A 19,310-nucleotide genomic window follows, 5' to 3' on the forward strand; every position below is an offset into this window, starting at 1 on the left:
CTTGATTGGGTTTATAACTGTTGATGATGTCGAGGGCTTGAGAAACGTGCATAAAAAATCCGATAAACAGGGTCTATCGGATTTTTACATACAGGTAGGATCATTCAACTGATCTGCCGATTAAAGTCTTAACTGATCGGCATTAGGGCAATTGCTCTGCCTTTTTATTTTTTGACACCAAAAGTGAGTGACCCAAATCGCAAATTGATTAACTGCACAAGAGAAATGTGTTACCAGCATTTGTTAATTCTTTGTTATCGCATCAAGGTTGTTAGAATGTTCCGTTAAATCAAGGGAGTGAGATGAATGCCAGAGCGAGCAAGTCTGATATTAATAAACGATCACCGAGAGGTTTTATTGATTGAACGAGTAACGGGCGATAGACACTATTGGGTGTTTCCTGGCGGTAGTGTGGAGGATGGAGAGAATCTTTCTGAAGCTGCGAAACGCGAGGCACTGGAGGAGACCTCTATTGAGCTAACATCGCTCACTCCTGTGTTTCAGAACCAAAATCAAGGCCGAATGGATCATTACTTCTTATCACATATCGGCGCAGCTACCCCAACGCTAGGTAATGGCCCCGAACAACAAAGGCGCTCGGCTTGCAATCAATATATTCTGAGATTGGTGAATTTTACTGAGCTAGCCATGTTGCCTCTCTTTCCAGTCGAGGCGAAACAAATATGCCTTCAGAGCGAGGAGGTACTCTGTGGTCGATAAAGTGTGTCCTCTGGTGTTACGAAAACAAAACCGCGAGATTCTTCTTTTCAAACATCCTCTTGCGGGCGTTCAGTTGGTGAAAGGCACTGTTGAACCCTTCGATTGCGACTTTTTAAGTGCGGCAAAAAGAGAGTTGGCAGAAGAGTCGGGCATCGAACTGGTAAATAAAACAACCTACCTAGGGGCTTGGGAGAGTGGGTTTCAAGAGCAACTTTGGCATTTCGTTTTGTGTGAATGTGAAGCATTGCCGGAACATTGGGTCTTCCACACTCAAGACGATGGTGGGCATGATTTCGAATTCTTTTGGCATGAAGTTGCGAAAGACATTTCCTCCCATGCGCACCCTGTCTTTCAGCGTGTTTTAGAGCAAGTTCGTCAGCTTATCCGCCTTGGAGCAATGAAGTGAAAGTTGAAATCGGTAATCACACGAATGCAGAGTTGCTTCAAGAACTCAAAGAACAACGCATTCAATTCAATCCGTTTGCCTTACAGCTGTTTGAAGATCAAATGATACAAACCAAACAACGTGGCCAGACATTGTCTGTATTGGTAACAACGCCTTCGGAATTGGGGGCACCTTTTGGAGCAACGTTGGCTGAACTTGTTGCTCATGCAGTTCTGAAAGGGCTAGAGCCTTGTCCGCTCGCCGTCGCACCATACTTGTTACTTCAAGGTATTTCTCTCACAAAAGACGAATACATAACGCTCGCTTCTTTGCCCCTTGCTAAGGAAGAGACCTATCCCAGAGGTCTATATCTGCAGAAGCGGGATGATGGTGTTTGGCTAAGAGGTTATCGATGTGATGATGCTTTTATCTTTCCTCCTTCGATGAAGTTTGTGTTCATTGACTTAAAAGCACCACAAGAGGGATAACTTTGACCTATGTGTACCATCGCGTGCCAAGCAATTTGATGGGAGACCGATTGAAACCTCTTAACTGCTTGAAAGCGTCACACCCGAACTTGTATCAACAACATGTCAAGAAATACGAGTATCGCACGCAAGCTCTACAGTGTTGTGTTCATGGGTTAGATTGCTATTGGAATGACGTGCTTCACTTTACGCCGATTCATCCGGGCAAGGTACTAGAGGGATTGAGAAAGTGCGGCCTTGAGGCGACAACGCTAGGTCGTTGGTTTCGATTTGATGTGAGAGAGCTCGGTTTTGATAAAACCAATACCGTGATTTTCTGGTCGCCCAATCAAGAGTTTGTTGATTGGAAAGAATCAAAAGAAGATTTTATGCCTTACAGAGAGCCCGAACTTACACAACTCAGCGAACTTCCGAGCAAAACGCTATGCTTTTATCAGGATAGAATTGATAAGAAAGAAGTGCCATTGTTATTCTTTCGTACCCCTCACGTGCTGTTCAAAGGCACTGTCGCTCTCAAAAATGGCGTCGAAATCACAATTATTTAGCTGATTTCTATATGCTTTGCGCATTCATTCAGATAAGGAAAGGAAACGATAATGGATAAATTCGCACTGTTTCTCCTATGCCTTTGCCTGACAGTGGGTGGTGTCATCCACATTTACGACAGCATTGTCGATGGCTTTCAGCAGTAAGCAAAGAAATACGTAAATCATTCTCACGAAGGAAGTACAAACAAGGAAAGTTCATGAAAAAGCGACTCGTCATATTGGCAGCCATTGCGTCGCAAGGTTGTGCAACAATAGAGACCCTAAACCCAACAAACAATCATGTGAGAATCTCTCATGAGGGGAAGCAGAGCTACTGCAAGGAAATACCAAGAGTTTATAGTGGAGTGAATTACAACATGTGTTTGTTGAATGGTGAGCCTAGCTATTCAGAAAACACGGGGCCCAAACTAGATGGTGTGCCTTTCTTTGTGTTTGATACTGCTTTTTCAGCGTTGGCTGATACCTTATTCCTACCATACACAATAACGATGCAGGCACAGAAAGGGCCAATAGACGTTAATTAAGCTTTCAAGCGAACCATCAAACCAAACGCTATGCTTTTATCAGGAGCGAAATGATAAGGAAGAACAGCCATTGTTGTTCTTTCAACCTCTCACGTACGGTTTAAAGGCACTGTCGCTCTCAAAAATGGCGTCGAAATTACAATTATTTAGCTGATTTCTATATGCTTTGCGCATTCATTCAGATAAGGAAAGGAAACGATAATGGATAAATTCGTACTGTTTCTCCTATGCCTTTGCCTGACCGTGGGTGGTGTCATCCACATTTACGACAATATTGTCGATGGCTTTTTGCCTTACGATTTTGCCCCAGGCTGGTTAAACATGTATTGGAGCGCTCTTGGCCTCCTTGATTTACTCGCCGTTTATTTGCTGATTAGGCACCGCCGGACTGGGTTGGTTTTACTGTTATTGATTATGTTGAGCAGCGTAGGCTTTAACTCTTATGCGCACTATGGATTGGGCGTATTGGAGAGCAGTGGACAGCTGCAATGGCAAACGTTGTTGTTAGGGTTTTCTATTGGAGTATCAATTTGGCTGTGGAATTCGCAAAAGCATCGCCACTCACGTCAGATATTCCGGTAATTGTTTTATTCGATATTACGTATTTTTAAACAGGGAAGTGTTATGGATAACTTTAAGGAGCTGGCGAGCTTCGGTGTTTTTGCCGCGCTATCGGGCTTTAGTTTTGGCGCAATCTTTTTTGGCATTGCGTTTGTGTACGCGGCCATTAACAAACAACAAGATGTGAGCGTGTTCGCCATCTCTTCAATTGTTCTTGGGGTTATCGGTTTGTTTGTTGGCGTGACCCAATCAAACAAAAAACGCGATTTGATTAAAGCCTAAGCTAATTAGAATAGAAAATGCTTAAACGCGTTTCGAGTGAAAACCCTTCGGTAGTATCCCTTACTAGAGATTGCTTTCAAGAATTGAGGGCGATCTACTCTCCAAATAAAGCCGCGAAACCGACGTCAAGCAAAGATGAATGGGTCAATTATGCTTATTATCTTGAAGGTAGAATCGTTGGTTGCGTCAAAGTCAAACTTACAGACGACGAGCTGCAATTATCTGGACTGGCTGTTGAAAGTGCATCTCGAAAACAAGGAATCGCTCGTCGCTTAATTGTGGCTTTATGTAAGTTACATAGCTCAGTGAATGCTTTGAGTGTCTGGTGCGTGGAAGAAACGGGTAATGTCGAGATTTTCAAAGCACTCGGTTTTGAAGTGCTGCAAACAGAGTCTTCTTCGTTGTTCTCGTTAACCAACGGTCGTCCAGCTACGGAAATTAAACTGGGCTATTCAATCCGAAATACATTGGGATGAGTTGCGGTCGCGTGTTCGTGATACATATCATCTAGGTAGGTCAGCAACTCGTCCTCATCAAGAAAGGGCGGCACTACAAAGTCTTTGATTGGGCGCTTTATCGAAGTTTCCGAATCGATATAAAGCGTCCAAATCCCATCTCTGCATTCAGCAAGCATGATTTTTCCAAACACATTCACTTTCATTGAACTGCTCATGAGGAAGACTTTTCCTTGTAACGAAATGGCTGGGTGATCAGTTTATCCAATCTTTGCTCGTCTTTGTCACGAATCTCTGGAACACCAATCACAACATCATCATGACCTAACTCTGGTTGAGCGCGGTAGGTGCCAAACAAACGATCCCATATCGACAGGAAGAAACCAAAGTTTGAATGTGTCTCGCGCACGATGACAGAGTGGTGCACGCGGTGCATGTCTGGCGTCACAACCAATTTACGTAACTTCGCATCCCAAGGCAGTGAAAGCTTTGCATTGCTATGGTTAAACATCGCGCTAGCGTTCAATACGATTTCAAACACCACGATGGCGATAGGAGACACGCCCAAAGCGAAAACAGCTACGATTTTTACAATCATTGAGAGAACGATTTCTATCGGGTGGAATCGTGTTCCGGTTGTGACATCGATATCCAGATCAGCGTGATGCATGCGGTGAAGCTTCCACAGCGGCTTAACGCGATGGAAAACTAAATGCTGTAGATAGATGATGAGATCGAGTAACACAACGGCTATCAGCACGTGTAACCAAGTCGGCAAGGCAAAAGCATTGAGTAGACCCCATTGGTTTTCATAAGCAATGATGGCAGCTTGGAAAGCGGCAATAGGCATGACAACGGCAATAACGACACTATTTAGCGCGACCAGTGTGAGGTTGTTAAACCAGCGAAATGAACGGTCGACGGTCAACTGCTTTCTCGGTAGCTTGTTCTCCCAAAGGGTACACAGCAACAAAACACCAATAAAGATGCTAAGTCGTAGCCAAGAAGGGTCGTTAAATGCTGTTTCGGTCACGCTAATTTCCTTGATTGATTCGCTTAGTTGTTAAGACCTTAAGACTCCACCGTATCTTTCACCGAGAAGAAAGGAATGTGAATGTCCGTCCGTTTACGAGCATTTCTTGAGACTCACTGGCGATGCAAGTAGAATCGCGCTCTACTTTATACATGCACTTATTCTAACTGGCACTTTCTATCCATGAGAATCCACGCTTTCCATCGTTTATACCAGCACCGTCAATCTATCTCAACGAAGCCGTTTAACGCTCGTGGCTGTAAAGTGGTTCGCTGTCCATATTGTCAGGTTTCTGAGCAATATTGTTTGTGCGACATTCAGCCTAACATCGAATCCAATATTGCCTGCATGCTGATCGTATCGGAAAACGAAGTGTTCAAGCCGAGTAATACCGGGCGTCTAGTTGCTGATACGATTCAAGAGACCTACGTGTATCAATGGAATCGTACCGAGCCTTCTCAAGAGATGCTCGCACTGCTAGAAAACGATGCGTATCAACCTGTGGTTGTCTTCCCAGCAGATTACGTGGATGAGCCTGAGCGTTTATTGGATGGTTTGAATCCAGAGCGTTTGAAGGCATCCGATGGTTCAGACAAAAAATGGTTACTGATCTTCATTGATGGCAGTTGGCGTGAAGCGCGTAAGATCTTCCGCCGTTCCGAGTTCTTGAAGTCTTTGCCTGTGCTTTCTATTGAACCGGAATCATTGTCTGAATACATCATGCGCCGCTCGGACAATGAGCAGCATTTGTCTACTGCAGAAGTCGCGACGTTAGTATTCAAACAGGCAGGTGAAGAGCAAGCTTCGGAGTGTCTGCAATTGTGGTTTGAAGCCTTCCGTGAAACCTACATGCTGACGAAAACTCGCGTAAAAACTGACTGGTCTCGACCGCATCTGAAACGTTTCAAAGAGTGGGCTAAAATCGAGAGCTAACTCTAAGGAATGAACTTTTGTTGATGGCTTGTTGTTCAACTGGCTTCAATGAGGGGATAAATCTGCATTCGGTCACGGTTTGCAGGCGTACAGATATGGATAATGCTCGGAGTTTATCTTTTTTGACTCCAGCATTTTTTGGGAGTCGTTTGAGCTTTTTAGGAGAGAATTGCATGTATTACGGCTTTGATGTCGGTGGCACTAAAATTGAGTTTGGTGCGTTTAACGAAAAACTTGAGCGTGTAGCAACTGAACGTGTACCAACACCAACAGACAACTACGATTTGCTGGTAGAAACTATCGCAGGTCTGGTTAACAAATACGATGCGGAATTTGGTTGTGAAGGTACGATTGGTCTTGGTCTTCCTGGAATGGAAGATGCTGATGATGCAACCGTACTAACGGTTAACGTACCAGCAGCAAAAGGCAAACCACTTCGTGCTGATCTTGAAGCTAAAATCGGTCGCAGCGTAAAAATTGAAAACGATGCAAACTGTTTCGCGCTTTCTGAAGCATGGGATGAAGACCTTCAAGACGAACCATCAGTACTAGGTTTGATCCTTGGTACTGGTTTTGGTGGCGGCTTTATCTACGAAGGTAAAGTATTCTCTGGCCGTAACCACGTAGCGGGTGAGGTAGGTCATACACGTCTTCCTATTGACGCATGGTTCCACCTAGGCGAAAACGCGCCTCTACTAGGTTGTGGTTGTGAAAAGAAAGGTTGTCTAGATAGCTACCTATCTGGTCGTGGTTTCGAGCTTCTTTATGCGCATTACTACGGTGAAGAGAAGAAAGCGATCGACATCATTAAATCACACGCAGAAGGCGAAGCAAAAGCGGTTGAGCACGTTGAACGCTTTATGGAGCTTCTAGCAATCTGCTTTGCGAACCTGTTTACTGCGACTGACCCACACGTTGTTGTACTAGGCGGCGGTCTATCTAACTTCGAACTGATTTACGAAGAGATGCCAAAACGTATTCCTAAGTACCTGCTTTCTGTCGCGAAGTGTCCAAAGATCATCAAAGCAAAACATGGTGATTCAGGCGGCGTACGTGGTGCAGCGTTCCTAAACATCAAATAATCGTCTGAGTTTTCGGTAAGCGAAAACACATAAGACCTACTTTGAAAGCCTCGTTTTCCTTTAAGTTAAGGTGAAACGGGGCTTTTTACTTATAGAGAACGAACAAAAAGAATAGGTATAAAAAACTCGCGACGAATCGCGAGTTTTTGTTTTGGTCCGTGTAGCTTGGCTTATTTGTTCTTTTTACCTACGCCCAAGTTTTCTTTTTGAGCTAGGGTGATTTTGCTAAAGCCTAATTTTCTGAAGTAGTTATCGCGGTAGTTGCGCACTGCTTTAGTGTCAGACACTGCTTCGATTTGTTGCTCCATCTTTAGGAACTCAGTGATGTCGATACCTTCTGCTTCTGCAACCGCTTCTTGAATGTTGCGGTGTTGCTGGTACGAGAACGTCAGTTCTTTGTCTTGGTCTTTGTAAGTGTAAAGAATGGTGCGAGCCATAGCTGTCTCTCTGAAAATTTTTCTGTAATCAATAAAAAGGTCAGACATGGCTGACCTTTGAATTCTGAATTGGCCTAGATTCTGCCTTGAAGTGGGATAATTGTCACGCTTTCTCCCGTTTTTACTGTATCAACAGCAGGGGAGATTTCGATCAAACAGTTTGCTTCACTCATTGAGCGCAGAATACCAGAGCCTTGTTTGCCTGTTGTGCGAACGGTTAGGCGACCTGTTTCGTCTAGCTCGTAGATACCACGGCTAAACTCGGTACGACCTTGGCGAGAGCGCAGATTTTCTGTCGCAATGGCACTGACTTTAAGTGGCTTCCAACCTTGTTCACCTTGCATCTTACGCAGAGCAGGTTCAACAAAGTTGATAAATGAAACCATCACAGCCACAGGGTTACCCGGCAAACCAAAGAAAGGCTTATCGTTGATTTGACCGAACGCAAGCGGACGACCAGGGCGCATGTTGATACGCCAGAAATCAATTTGACCCAGTTTGTCTAATGCCAGCTTAATGTAATCGGCATCGCCAACGGATACGCCGCCAGAAGTCATCACCACGTCGGCTTGCGCAGAAGCATTTTCCAGCGCTTCAATCATCAATTGCTCGTTATCTTCTAGAATACCGAAATCCAAGATCTCGCAACCTAGCTTCTCTAACATGCCCATGATAGTGAAACGGTTTGAATCGTAGATTGAATTTGCTTTCTGTTCTGTGCCTGGCGCTTGTACTTCGTCACCAGTAGAGAACACGGCTACTTTCAACTTGCGGAACACGTTCGCTTCACCAAAGCCAAGAGAAGCAATCATGCCCATCTCAGGAGAGGCTAGACGAGTGCCTGCAGTGAACACATCGCTACCAATTGCTAAGTCTTCACCCGCTTGGCGAACGTTTTGACCAGTTTTGATGCTCGCACCATTGAACGTGACAGTATCGCCATCCTGTTTCGCTTGCTCACGCATAACAACGGTATCACCATTGATAGGTGTTGGTGCGCCCGTCATGATCTTAACCGCTTGACCAACTTCCAAAGGCTGATCGTAAGCATGACCTGCCATCACTTCAGCAACCACTTGGTAGCTTTCACGCTCGACGTCATCACCGCGAATGGCGTAACCGTCCATCGCTGAGTTGGTGTATTGCGGAACATTTACTGGTGACACCACGTGATCTGCAAGCACACGACCGTATGCATCTTGAATCTTGCATGCTTCGGTTTCAGCTACCGTGTTCACCAAAGAAAGGATCTTTTCTTGTCCTTGAACCACAGAAAGGAAAGCTGGAGAAAGGGTATCGCAGCAAGCGGCTTCTTTCTCTTTACTCTTTGGTGCTTTCGCTTCTTGAACATACTGAATAACGAACTGAGCAATCGCCTCAAGGTCGTTGATGTTCATTTGTGGCAGTTCAGAGTCTAATTCGCCACTGTCTGAAGCAATCGCAATGATGTTTTCATCGTTTGGATGAAGCCAAGGCTTGCCGACTTCTTCACGGTGCAATTCGATCTTAGGGAACGCAATGTTTTTGCAGCCTTCCACTAGAACCACGTCTAGCTTGTCTTCATCGAAACGTGTCAGTAGGTAATCAAACTCCGATTCTGACTCTGGTGTTTCTGTCATCAGTGCGAAGCGGTTGCGAGAAGAGATCAGCATTTGCGATGCGCCTGCTTTACGTAGGCGATGGCTGTCTTTGCCCGGTTGGTCGACATCGAAATTATGGTGTGCGTGCTTTAGCATACCGATGCGTAAACCTGCTTCGGTTAACTTTGGTAGTAATGCTTCAAGTAGCGTAGTTTTGCCCGTACCAGAGTAGGCAGCAAAACCAAGAATAGGGATGTTTAGCGTGTGTTTCATGATTCGAGTTGTCCAAATTGCGCCAATTCTTCAGGCGTATTTAAGTTGACGAAACAGTTTGGTGAGTCGCTAAAGTCAACGTAACTGGTGTTGCACTCTTTGTAGAGTAGGATGATCTTACGATCGCCACGTTCTAAAAACGCGGTCAGTTTTGGCAGTACGCGCTTGTGGTAAAGCGTGAAGACAGGCTGCTGGTGGTCGCCATCATGAGCAACCAAAATATCGGTGTCTTCTTTTACCGCATTGCAAAAACGTTCAACAAGATCAGTGTTGATTTGTGGGCTGTCGCAAGGGACGAAACCAACCCAATCGGTTTCTGCATGAACCAAGCCCGCGTGGATACCGCCCATCGGACCTGGGAAATCTTTAAATTGATCGCTGAAGACGAAACCAAACGCACGGTAGGCGTCTTGGTTTCGGTTCGCATTGATTAGAATACGTGGTGTTTGCGGAGATAAACGTTCGATAACGTGTTCGATGAGTGGCTTCTGATTCAGTTCGATCAGACCTTTGTCTTTTCCACCCATGCGGCTGGCTTGACCACCAGCCAAAATGACCCAACTAGTTTGTGTTGGCTGAAGCATATGCGTTCTCTTGGGATGTTTCTTTTGGTATGACATACAAGAGTGGAGACTCTATCAAAGTCTTGTCTTTAATCCACCACTGTTTTTTACATAAATCCGTCAACGCGTTCGCTTGGTGGCTCGTCACAACAATACTAGAACCGCGATCAAGCAGATCTTTTGCCATGATAACCAGACGTTCAATCGACTCTTGGTCGAGAGAGGCACTTGGTTCATCCATCAACAAAATCGATGGTTTTAAAATCCAAGCTCGTGCCATTGCTACGCGTTGCTTCTCACCGCCGGACAATACAGAGATGTGTTCGTCGGCTAAGGTTTCTAACCCTACCATGCGCAGCGCACTAATAACTTGAGCTCGCTTATCTTTTGCTGTGTCTTGTTGATATTTAACTCCATAAACGACGTTTTCATAAACAGTGCCGTCAAAAAGGTAAGGAGACTGATGGAGATAAATCACGTCAACACGACCATTGCGACGCGTCCACTTCTTCAACCAAGTATCTTTTGGAGCCACCACTTTCCCCGTTGAAGGCTTGAGTAAACCTGCAAGGATCTTGAGTAGGGTGGTTTTACCAACGCCATTGTCACCTTTTAGGTAAATCGCGTCGTTTGGACCAATGGCCAATTCAGGAATGTGGAAAAGCACACGCTCTTTAAAGCGCATGGACAATTGCTCGGCGGTAATTTTTATAGTCATAATTCACCCTTACATTGGGTCGATGGCGAGTCGATTGCTTGCTTCATGTTCTTAGATAGCCTTTGCCTCTCATGCTCGATAAGAGGAAGTTGAGCGCTAACGCTAACGATAGTAATACAATTCCTAATGCAACTCCTTGCGCAAAAGCACCTTTACTACTTTCCATAGCAATGGCAGTCGGAATATTGCGGGTTACGCCCATAATGTTGCCACCAACCATCATTGAACAGCCTACCTCTGTGACGATTCGTGAGAATCCCGCAATGATGGCCGCCAATAGAGGAAAACGTGTCTCCCAGATCATAGTAGCAGCGATACGAGGTATTGACGCACCTAACGTAATCGCTGTTTCAACTGCGCGACGGTCACTCGATTGAAGCGCACCATGCATCATGGAAACCAGAACCGGAAAACAGACGATCATTTGTCCTAAGATCATGGCTTTTTGCGTAAACAGCATTTGCCAATCACCCAAAGGTCCTGCTCTTGAAAGCATCATGTACAGTAGCAAACCAATCACGACCGTTGGCACCGCCTGTAAGGTGTTCACAATGGACAGCAAGAACCACTTACCACGGAAGTCGGTGTAAGCAAGGACAAAGGACATCAAAATAGACGGCAATACCACCAAAGATATTGCCGTAATAGAAACACTAAAGGAGACCGCAACGATCTCCCATAGGTCTGCATCAAAATTCACCAGTAAGCGCAGGGCTTCTAGTGTTGTATCAGCAAGATTCATATTGCGTTATTTGCTCTCAGCATTCGCAACGAACAATTGTTTGCCATTCAGACGGAAGCCATTGATCAGCTCTTGACCGCGTGGATTTACCAACCAGTCACTGAAAGCCTTCGCACCTTGGTAGTTGATGGTTGGGTAACGCTCTGGGTTCACCAAAATCACTTGGTACGGGTTAAACAGTTTTTCGTCGCCTTGGAATAGAATCGCAAGATCCAATTTGTTTTGGTAAGCCAACCAAGTGCCACGGTCAGTCATGGTGTAGCCTTGCATTTCTGACGCCATGTTTAGAGTAGGGCCCATGCCTTGACCTACGCTGCGGTAGCCACCAAAGTTTGGTTCCATCTTAGTTTGAGCCCAAATGCCCAGTTCTTTTTTGTGTGTACCAGAATCATCGCCACGAGAGATGAAAGTCGCGTCTTTGTTCGCAATCTCTTTGAATACGTCTAGTACTGACGCATCGTCTTTTACTTGCGCTGGGTCAGCTTTAGGACCAACGATAACGAAGTCGTTGTACATCAGTTTACGTGGAAGGACACCGTAGCCTTTCTCAACGAACACGCCTTCTGCTTTAGGTGCGTGTGTCATTACCAAATCAACGTCGCCGTTTTCACCCATCTTCAGCGCTTTACCTGTACCAGCAGCGATGATATCCACTTTGTAGCCAGTGTCTTTTTCAAATTGAGGAAGTAGGTAGTCCAGTAAGCCAGAGTGGTAAGTACTTGTTGTTGTCGCCAGACGAATGTGTTCGCCTTCTTGAGCTGAAAAAGCAGAGTAGCTTACAAGAGTGATTGACGTTGCAGCTAGAGTCAGCGCAATTTTTTTCATTTTAGTTGTTTCCTTTCCAATGATTCTTTGGCTTCTTAAGTATTGGGTTACTAAAGAAGTCGCCAGAGCGTCATAGCGCGCTCATATCACAAGCTACCTTAGGGTGAGGGAGCGAGAAGCGATGGTATTGCATTGATGTCTCCCACATCCTGAGATCACTTGGACACACCATATAGCAAACAAGATGCCAACATTTTACAAGCCCAAAATGTTTGATTTATGCGCTAATTCATTGACTTATTTGCACAAAAATTTGCGTTGGTACAAAATGTCGCACTTTTTGTAGGGTATCTCTGTTTAAACTTGGTACACTCTGTCCCATTCCAATCCAACTGGGGTAAATATGTCTACTCAATCCCATATTAGTACAAACCAACAATACAACGCTTTTTCAGTACTGGTCGTTGATGACGAACTCGGTATGCAAGCCATCCTTAAAAAGGCTCTGGGCAAGTTGTTTTCGCAAGTCGATACAGCGGGCAGCATTGAAGAAGCGGAAGAGCTACGTAACTCACGCCACTACGATTTGATTCTGTTGGATATCAACTTGCCGGGGCGTTCAGGGATTGAATGGGAAGAGGCGTTTGAAGATGACGACAAACGCGCGGATGTCATCTTTATGACCGGCTACGCGGATTTGGAAATTGCGATTCGAGCACTACAGCTTGGCGCGTCGGATTTTATCCTCAAGCCGTTTAACCTAGAACAGATGCTGAAAGCGGTCAGTCGTTGTATGGATCGCCGTTTGAACGAACGCATGCAATACGCGATGAAGCGTGACTATCAGCGTCACAACACCTCAGAGATTATTGGCGGTTCGGAAAAAACTCGCCAGCTCAAACAACTGATCACTCAATTTGCGCCGTCTCGCGCATCTGTCCTAGTGGAAGGTGAGTCGGGCACCGGTAAAGAGTTGGTAGCGAGAGGCATTCACCAAGCAAGCGGTCGAACAGGTCCATTCGTCCCACTTAACTGTGGCGCGATTGCACCAGAGCTTTTAGAGAGTGAGCTATTCGGTCATACCTCAGGGGCTTTTACTGGCGCTAAGAAATCTCGCGAAGGTCTTTTCCGCGTAGCCAATGGTGGCACATTATTCCTTGACGAAATCGGTGAAATGCCTTTATCCATGCAAGCGTCACTGCTACGCGTGTTAGAGCAGCGCACCATTCGTCCGGTTGGTTCTGAGCGTGAAATTAGCATTGATGTTCGTATTGTCGCGGCGACCAACCGCAACCTGCAAGAAGAGGTCAACAAAGGTAACTTCCGTAGCGACCTTTACTACCGTTTGAACGTGCTGAAGATTGAAGTTGCCCCTCTACGTGAGCGTAAAACAGACTTGTTTGAACTGGTTCCATATTTCAGCAATATGCTGACCAGTGAGCTGGGTATGCAAGCGCCGAAGTGGGCGCATGAAGATATGGAAGCGATGAGCGAATACGAATGGCCAGGTAACATTCGTGAACTTAAAAACCTCATCGAGCGTTGTATTTTGTTAGGTAAACCGCCTGCGCATCACTGGCGTGAACTCAACGGCGGCAATGCTTTACCTAATGTCTCCATTACCGTGTCACACAGTGAAGAATTGCCAACCTTCAAAGAAGGCAAAGAGTTCTCTGGTGAAGGCTATCCAAACACTTGGACACTAAAAGAAGTGGAAAAAGCGCATATCCAACAATTGGTTAATTTGCACGAAGGCAACAAGTCGGCGGCGGCTCGAGATTTAGGAGTGGCACGAAAAACGCTAGAGCGCAAATACAAAGAGTGGGATTCTGAGGACGAGGATTATGCCGAGTAGTAGTTGGCAGCAACACAAAGGATTGTCTAAATGGACGTACCGATTCAAAACCATGGTGCGTTATCGACTGTTGATTTTGACATCTGCGCCAATCTTTCTAACGCTGATAGCCCTTATCGGCATTACGATCTATTGGTCGATTCACTATACGTGGCAAAACGCGTTGTTAGACGTATCGGAGCGTTTGGGTGTCGCTAATAACAGCATTACGCTGCTGCAACAAAAGCAGGCGAACTACGTCAAATCGTTCGCGGATTCTTATGACTTCCGTACCCGAGTGAATCAAAATGTCCCACAAGCAGAGTTGCAAAAGTGGGTGACGGCGCAGAAGAAACGCTACGGTTTGGACTTTTTGTCCTTCCAACGTGTTAATTCGATGGAAAACAAATTCCGCTTTATGGATTTAACTAAGCGTGAATCTTTCTTCGATGTTCTGGACAGAAAAGAGCTGGAAAAGCTAGACCCCGAACTCGCCAAACGTGCTGAAGTACCAATTCTAAAAAATGGTGGAGTGGAAGCACGAGGCTTGGTGAGTAGAACCGTGATACCAGTTTACAGCCAGAAGAACGACTTAATTGGCTTCTTGGATGGCGGCTTGCTGCTTAACAACAGCACGGTATTGGTCGATCAAATTCGTGATCTTATCTATTTGAGTGATAACGATACCCTCCGTCCTGTGGGGACTCTGACGGTATTCTTGGATGATCTTCGAGTCAGCACCAACGTTCCGTTAGACAGTGACCAACGTCTGGGACGCGCTATCGGTACACGAGTAAGTTCTGAGGTATACAACAAGGTATTGGCGGAAGGTGAGCAATGGGTCGACCGCGCTTTCGTCTACGATGCTTGGTACATCACAGCTTATCAACCAATCAAAGACCAGTACGACAATGTCATTGGTATGCTCTACACCGGGTACTTGATGTGGCCATTCGTCAAAGCGTATATGACAAATATCGTTGAGATCAGCTTGATTACCTTAATGTTGCTCTTAGTTTCTGGCGTGATGGTGTATCGCGGCTCTCGCGATCTATTCCGTCCAATCGAGCGCATCTACAAGGTAGTGAAGCTTGTCCAGTTGGGTAAAGAAAAGCGCATTGGTCCATTAGGGTTGGATGAACACCATGAGTTGGCTCAGTTAGCGCGCCAATTCGACAACATGCTTGACGCTCTGGAAGATCGTAAAGTCGAGCTGAAGAACTCAGCCATGCAGCTGGAAGGTAAAGTTCAACAACGTACGGCGAGTTTGAAAGACAAAACCGAAGAGCTTGAACTTCATATTCAACTGCTTAACCAAACCCGTGACAAGCTTGTCGTCAACGAAAAGCTTGCCGCACTGGGTGAGTTAACTGCAGGTATCGCACACGAGATTAACAACCCAACCGCAGTGATTCTGGGTAACGTTGAATTGATTCAGTTTGAGCTAGGTGAAGAGGCAAGCCGCGTTCAGGAAGAGATTGACGCCATTCACGCTCAAATTGACCGTATTCGTAATATCACTCGCAGCTTACTGCAATACAGCCGTCAGGGTGGTGTGCAAGACGAAATTACGTGGCAGCACGTGAATCCAATCATTGATGAAAGCATCACGCTGGTTAAAACCGGCACTAAAAAGCGCGACATCGAGTTTGTCACCGATCTACAGGCCCATACTTCGGTCGAGATCAATCGCCATCACTTGCTGCAGATTCTGGTGAACTTGCAGATGAACGGCATTCACGCGATGGACGGCAAAGGTAAGTTAACCGTTGTGAGTGAAGATTGGATTGAAGACGGCGAATTGAAAGGTGCTGCGATTCATGTCACTGACGAAGGTTGTGGTATTAAGCCAGAAAACTTAAGCCGTATCTTCTCTCCGTTTTATACCACCAAACGCGATGGTACTGGGCTAGGGCTTTCGGTTTCTCAAAGTATTCTTAGTCAAACCGGCGGCGAGCTAAAAGCCGAATCGGAATGGGGCAAAGGCAGTACGTTCAGTATCTACCTGCCAAAGAAAGCCGAGCTACTGCTTGAGGTGATGAATATTGCTTAACAGTTTTTATGATTAGCTAACGCAGAAAGAAAAGGGTCAGTGTAAATCACTGACTCTTTTTGTATCTGTCCTTCTCTAAACGCGAGAGAAATACGTTGAATTAACCCGTATGCACTGCAATCTTCGGTGGATTGATTCCGTGCTTCTTGAACTCTTTCATCACACGCAGAGTAATGTCGGTTTCAAACAGCTTCTCGTAGGCGGTATCTACCACATAAGCTTTACACGTTAACTGAATCGCCAAATAGTTATCCGTAATGGTCTGCTTGACGAGAACTGTTACCGGCTTAGGTAGGTGGATATAACGGCTTGAAGACGCCGCTTCCTGAATCAAGTCACGCGCTAACGTAATGTCTTCATTCATGCCCACATAGAACGGAATCACTACCTGCATATCCAGCGCACCGTAGTTACCGCTGACCACAACTTCACTCAAGAACTTGTTGTTTGGAATCGTAATGATGTCATCGGTTAGGGTACGCATACGCACAGAGCGCAAACCAATCGCAATGATATCGCCGTAGTTACCTTCGAACGTGACGCGGTCACCAACTTGGAACGGACGGTCAACCATAACCGTCATACCTGCGATGAAGGATGCGGCTAGGTCTTTCAAGGCGAAACCAACCGAAACCGCTAACGTACCACCAATCAAAGCAAGGATTTGATCGTTAATACGGAAGCTAATCATAAACACGACAGAACCAGCGGTTAAGTAGATAAAGAACTGCAAGAAAGATTGAAGCTTTTGCAGCACCATGCGGTATTGCACGAACTGGCTACCGATGCTTTCTACCATCGAGTTCATGAACTTAAGCAACAGCCAAGTCGATGCAATAACAATGATAGAGAAGAACACGCCGCTCCAGCGAATTAGGCTGGCAATTTGCGAGATATTATCCACACTCGCGATCTCTTCAGTCGCCAATGCAGAGGAGCTTAATAGCGATAACGCTAATACGGTGAGTAGTTTTTTCATCGTTATTTCACCAATAAATGTTGACGGTCGAGAACGTTGGTAATGTGACGGAACCAGTGATCCGACACGCGAGCTTTGTCTTCGCTCCATTCAATAAAGCCGCGGCTTTGGAAGTAGCGCAGAGTACCAATAACTTCCGCAATACTTAGCTGAGTACACTCAGAAAGCTCTTCCGGCGATGCCACCTCAAGCTGAACAATTGAGCGCAGCACGGCTAGCATTGGCTTCGGCATTTTCTCTAGCTCTTGAGACTCTGGTGCGTGGAACAATCGAACCACCACTTGTTGCGTCTCTTTGTTCTGACGAAGAGACAGGCGGAAGAAACGTAGCGCAACCGTTGGATTACCATCTGAGTAATGCCACAGAATACGGTAGAAACCTTGTTTCGCACGTTCTTCTTCCGTGATGTCTTCTTGGTCCCATTGCTTAGGTACGACAAGACCATCAAACGTCACTGGGTTGTCAATTTGTTGGTTAATACGCGTATCAAACAGCGCAGACAGTTGTTTTTCACTCCAACGCGGCATAAACGCCACCCAGTCAAACAACAAACGTTCACCACGAGCACGGTCGACGAAACGCCAGCTTGCTTTCTCAATCGCCATCACAACGCGATGGTTCTTCTTAGAGCGGCGAAGTAGGTTAGTCAGCTTAATCAAACCGCTTAAACCGCCTACCATTGGCTTAACTAGGCGCTGGGCGTTATCAACTGCGATAAGGTAAGGCGTATCACTCTTACGTAAATGCGCAAGAACCTGAATCTCAGACGCGTCTTCTTCTAATCCAAGTTGTAGTGCCATCTCTTTTAGTAGTTCACTGTAACCTGCGTATGGACAGTTCAAATAAAGCGGCTCGGCGTTCTTCACTTTCTTCAGGATAGTGCGCAGGAAGGTCGTTGTACCGACACCACGTTCACCAGAAATCACACACACGGCAGGGCTATCTGTCAGCAGGTATTTAGACAGTTGTTTAATTTCGTCAGAGGCATACTCCACCAACTCGCTGTCTTCGCTACCAGGAAGAATATATTCGAACGTTTGCTCGCCTTTGATTCTTACGAGATTGGTATCACCACCGTTATTACCAGTTTGTTTGGCAACTTCGATTCGGAACAAGTACGCCAACGCTTGGCTGAACATGGTGTAGTTAGACAACATTGCGACGATGCGGTGTTTAAAGCTGTGTAGCATAATCCACACAGCACAAATTGCCGTACCGATGATACTTAGCAACAAGGTATCTTTACGACGGATAGACCAGTTCACCCAAACAGGGCGATCAGAGAGCTTCTCCGCGACTTCAAATACCTTCTTACGCCATAGGCGCAATACTGACAGCGTCACCAATACAAACCAGAAGAACAGCGCGCTGTAGATCCACGAGTAGATGGTGCCTTTACCCAGCGTACGAATCGAGATTTGCAGAATTACGCCAGCAACAATAGCGCTCCAAACGTAACGACGAATGGTCGAAAGGCGCAGGGCAATCACTTCTTGGCTAGTGCTGCGACTGTTGCGATAAGCAAACTCGAGAATAAAGCTAATCGCGATAGAACCACCTAGAACCCACCAAGTGAAGATTTCTAGAATGATCAAATGCTGCAAGCTTGGGATTTCTGATAGCACTCGAAGCGAGAGCGTAATCGCAATCAACCAAGCAATTGCTCTGTGCGCACGACTGATATACCAAATCAAACGAACCCAGATTGGCGGCTTTGTGATGTTATCTAGCTGCGTTTCGCGGAATAGGGTAATGATGCGCTTGCTGTTAGTTAACCACCACACCAAACCGAAGTAGATAAACAATACTTTGATGCCAGCCCAAACGACCGGAATCGGTGAAATCAGAATTTCTTTAATCAGAGATTGGAAAGAACGAATCTGGAAGAACACCAAGTATTCAACGTTAAGCTGAGTTTGACGCCACTCTTGCTTAAACTGCGTGACACCATAAGGACCAAAGCCGGTCAATTTATCGTGCGTGATAGGGTCGGTAAGCTCTAATAAACGTTCTTTGCTTTGACCTAGGCTGTTGACCGTAAGGTAACTGGATTGCGTCTCAAACCATTCTTTGTCTTCACCAGACTCACGGAATGTCTTTAAGTGTTGATCAAAGATAAGGGTTTGTTTGCGCTGCTCACTCATTACTGCATTGAGCAGTTGGTTGACCTTACGTTTGTCTTGATCAGACATAAACAAAGGCTCTGGCAGCTTGTTGATCTCCTGAGTGATTTCTTGCGCCACAGGGAGGATTTGAGGCTCAGGTTGGAATTCGTACTCCCACTCAGCGTGAGCAGGTAAAGAAAGCACGAGACCGACTAGCATTAAAATGCGCGCCATGAAATGCATAAAATTC

The 19,310-nt window shown here is 45.8% G+C and carries 22 protein-coding genes; 12 read left to right on the forward strand and 10 right to left on the reverse strand.

Translation table 11 applies throughout. The features are described 5' to 3' along the window. Positions 1-306: 306 nt before the first annotated feature. The 8 genes from QTO06_RS09475 to QTO06_RS09510 all read left to right on the forward strand — a co-directional run bounded on the left by QTO06_RS09475 (position 307) and on the right by QTO06_RS09510 (position 3,984). Positions 307-720 (forward strand): NUDIX domain-containing protein, encoded by a 414-nt coding sequence (locus QTO06_RS09475; protein ID WP_331407595.1) that lies wholly within the window; start codon positions 307-309, stop codon positions 718-720. Next, positions 710-1,126, forward strand: a complete 417-nt coding sequence (locus tag QTO06_RS09480; RefSeq protein ID WP_331407596.1) for an NUDIX hydrolase — start codon at positions 710-712, stop codon at positions 1,124-1,126. The genes QTO06_RS09475 and QTO06_RS09480 overlap by 11 nt, the downstream gene beginning before the upstream one ends. Continuing rightward, positions 1,123-1,593, forward strand: coding sequence for a hypothetical protein (locus QTO06_RS09485; RefSeq protein WP_331407597.1), 471 nt, complete (start codon positions 1,123-1,125; stop codon positions 1,591-1,593). The genes QTO06_RS09480 and QTO06_RS09485 overlap by 4 nt, the downstream gene beginning before the upstream one ends. Before the next feature lie 176 nt (positions 1,594-1,769). Beyond that, entirely contained in the window at positions 1,770-2,138 is a 369-nt protein-coding gene (locus QTO06_RS09490) for a hypothetical protein (protein ID WP_331407599.1), read from the forward strand. 200 nt (positions 2,139-2,338) lie between these two features. Then, the gene (locus QTO06_RS09495; RefSeq protein ID WP_331407600.1) at positions 2,339-2,665 is read left to right on the forward strand and encodes a YceK/YidQ family lipoprotein; all 327 of its coding nucleotides are present in this window, start codon (positions 2,339-2,341) and stop codon (positions 2,663-2,665) included. Positions 2,666-2,866: 201 nt separating this feature from the next. Beyond that, positions 2,867-3,247, forward strand: coding sequence for a hypothetical protein (locus QTO06_RS09500; RefSeq protein ID WP_020197396.1), 381 nt, complete (start codon positions 2,867-2,869; stop codon positions 3,245-3,247). A 42-nt stretch (positions 3,248-3,289) separates the two neighbouring features. Next, a complete protein-coding gene (locus QTO06_RS09505) occupies positions 3,290-3,508 on the forward strand; it encodes a hypothetical protein (protein WP_039986572.1) in 219 nt (72 codons plus the stop codon). Between the two features lie 17 nt (positions 3,509-3,525). Then, the gene (locus QTO06_RS09510) at positions 3,526-3,984 is read left to right on the forward strand and encodes a GNAT family N-acetyltransferase (RefSeq protein WP_331407604.1); all 459 of its coding nucleotides are present in this window, start codon (positions 3,526-3,528) and stop codon (positions 3,982-3,984) included. Here the strand turns inward: QTO06_RS09510 and QTO06_RS09515 are convergent. Together QTO06_RS09515 and QTO06_RS09520 are read right to left on the reverse strand one after the other, a co-directional pair. Next, on the reverse strand, positions 3,957-4,181 hold the full coding sequence (locus tag QTO06_RS09515; protein WP_331407606.1) for a DUF7661 family protein: 225 nt from the start codon (positions 4,179-4,181) through the stop codon (positions 3,957-3,959). The two genes, QTO06_RS09510 and QTO06_RS09515, sit on opposite strands and share 28 nt — an antisense overlap. Beyond that, positions 4,178-4,996 carry a sterol desaturase family protein gene (locus tag QTO06_RS09520; protein ID WP_331407607.1) on the reverse strand — a complete coding sequence of 273 codons (819 nt, stop codon included), beginning with the start codon at positions 4,994-4,996 and terminating at the stop codon, positions 4,178-4,180. The genes QTO06_RS09515 and QTO06_RS09520 overlap by 4 nt, the downstream gene beginning before the upstream one ends. A 183-nt stretch (positions 4,997-5,179) precedes the next feature. Here QTO06_RS09520 and QTO06_RS09525 point away from each other — a divergent pair, with 183 nt between their 5' ends. Both QTO06_RS09525 and nagK read left to right on the forward strand, forming a co-directional pair. Continuing rightward, on the forward strand, positions 5,180-5,929 hold the full coding sequence (locus QTO06_RS09525; protein ID WP_331407608.1) for a tRNA-uridine aminocarboxypropyltransferase: 750 nt from the start codon (positions 5,180-5,182) through the stop codon (positions 5,927-5,929). A gap of 173 nt (positions 5,930-6,102) precedes the next feature. Next, on the forward strand, positions 6,103-7,011 hold the full coding sequence (nagK, locus tag QTO06_RS09530; protein WP_005445828.1) for an N-acetylglucosamine kinase: 909 nt from the start codon (positions 6,103-6,105) through the stop codon (positions 7,009-7,011). Positions 7,012-7,181: 170 nt separating this feature from the next. On the opposite strand, the gene QTO06_RS09535 is transcribed toward nagK, so the two are convergent. The 6 genes from QTO06_RS09535 to QTO06_RS09560 all read right to left on the reverse strand — a co-directional run bounded on the left by QTO06_RS09535 (position 7,182) and on the right by QTO06_RS09560 (position 12,149). Continuing rightward, entirely contained in the window at positions 7,182-7,448 is a 267-nt protein-coding gene (locus QTO06_RS09535) for a DUF2960 domain-containing protein (protein WP_005377584.1), read from the reverse strand. A gap of 74 nt (positions 7,449-7,522) precedes the next feature. Then, positions 7,523-9,301, reverse strand: coding sequence for a bifunctional molybdopterin-guanine dinucleotide biosynthesis adaptor protein MobB/molybdopterin molybdotransferase MoeA (locus QTO06_RS09540; protein WP_331407609.1), 1,779 nt, complete (start codon positions 9,299-9,301; stop codon positions 7,523-7,525). Next, positions 9,298-9,885, reverse strand: coding sequence for a molybdenum cofactor guanylyltransferase MobA (mobA, locus tag QTO06_RS09545; RefSeq protein WP_005441549.1), 588 nt, complete (start codon positions 9,883-9,885; stop codon positions 9,298-9,300). The genes QTO06_RS09540 and mobA overlap by 4 nt, the downstream gene beginning before the upstream one ends. Next, a complete protein-coding gene (locus tag QTO06_RS09550; RefSeq protein WP_005445824.1) occupies positions 9,863-10,582 on the reverse strand; it encodes an energy-coupling factor ABC transporter ATP-binding protein in 720 nt (239 codons plus the stop codon). Before QTO06_RS09550 ends, mobA begins: the two co-directional genes overlap by 23 nt. A 43-nt stretch (positions 10,583-10,625) precedes the next feature. Continuing rightward, positions 10,626-11,324 (reverse strand): ABC transporter permease, encoded by a 699-nt coding sequence (locus QTO06_RS09555; protein WP_005427748.1) that lies wholly within the window; start codon positions 11,322-11,324, stop codon positions 10,626-10,628. Between the two features lie 6 nt (positions 11,325-11,330). Then, on the reverse strand, positions 11,331-12,149 hold the full coding sequence (locus QTO06_RS09560) for a substrate-binding domain-containing protein (RefSeq protein WP_039840902.1): 819 nt from the start codon (positions 12,147-12,149) through the stop codon (positions 11,331-11,333). 343 nt (positions 12,150-12,492) lie between these two features. On the opposite strand from QTO06_RS09560, the gene QTO06_RS09565 reads away from it, so the two are divergent. After that, positions 12,493-13,944 carry a sigma-54-dependent transcriptional regulator gene (locus QTO06_RS09565; protein ID WP_331407613.1) on the forward strand — a complete coding sequence of 484 codons (1,452 nt, stop codon included), beginning with the start codon at positions 12,493-12,495 and terminating at the stop codon, positions 13,942-13,944. Then, positions 13,934-15,976 carry a sensor histidine kinase gene (locus tag QTO06_RS09570; protein ID WP_331407615.1) on the forward strand — a complete coding sequence of 681 codons (2,043 nt, stop codon included), beginning with the start codon at positions 13,934-13,936 and terminating at the stop codon, positions 15,974-15,976. The genes QTO06_RS09565 and QTO06_RS09570 overlap by 11 nt, the downstream gene beginning before the upstream one ends. Before the next feature lie 100 nt (positions 15,977-16,076). On the opposite strand, the gene QTO06_RS09575 is transcribed toward QTO06_RS09570, so the two are convergent. Together QTO06_RS09575 and QTO06_RS09580 are read right to left on the reverse strand one after the other, a co-directional pair. Further along, positions 16,077-16,955: a mechanosensitive ion channel family protein gene (locus QTO06_RS09575; protein WP_331407617.1), complete on the reverse strand. Its 879-nt coding sequence runs from the start codon at positions 16,953-16,955 to the stop codon at positions 16,077-16,079. A gap of 2 nt (positions 16,956-16,957) precedes the next feature. Beyond that, complete coding sequence (locus tag QTO06_RS09580; RefSeq protein ID WP_331407618.1) at positions 16,958-19,303, reverse strand: ATP-binding protein; 2,346 nt, start codon at positions 19,301-19,303, stop codon at positions 16,958-16,960. Between the last annotated feature and the right edge of the window lie 7 nt (positions 19,304-19,310).

The sequence above is a fragment of the Vibrio sp. M260121 genome, from assembly GCF_036533715.1.
Lineage (GTDB): Bacteria > Pseudomonadota > Gammaproteobacteria > Enterobacterales > Vibrionaceae > Vibrio.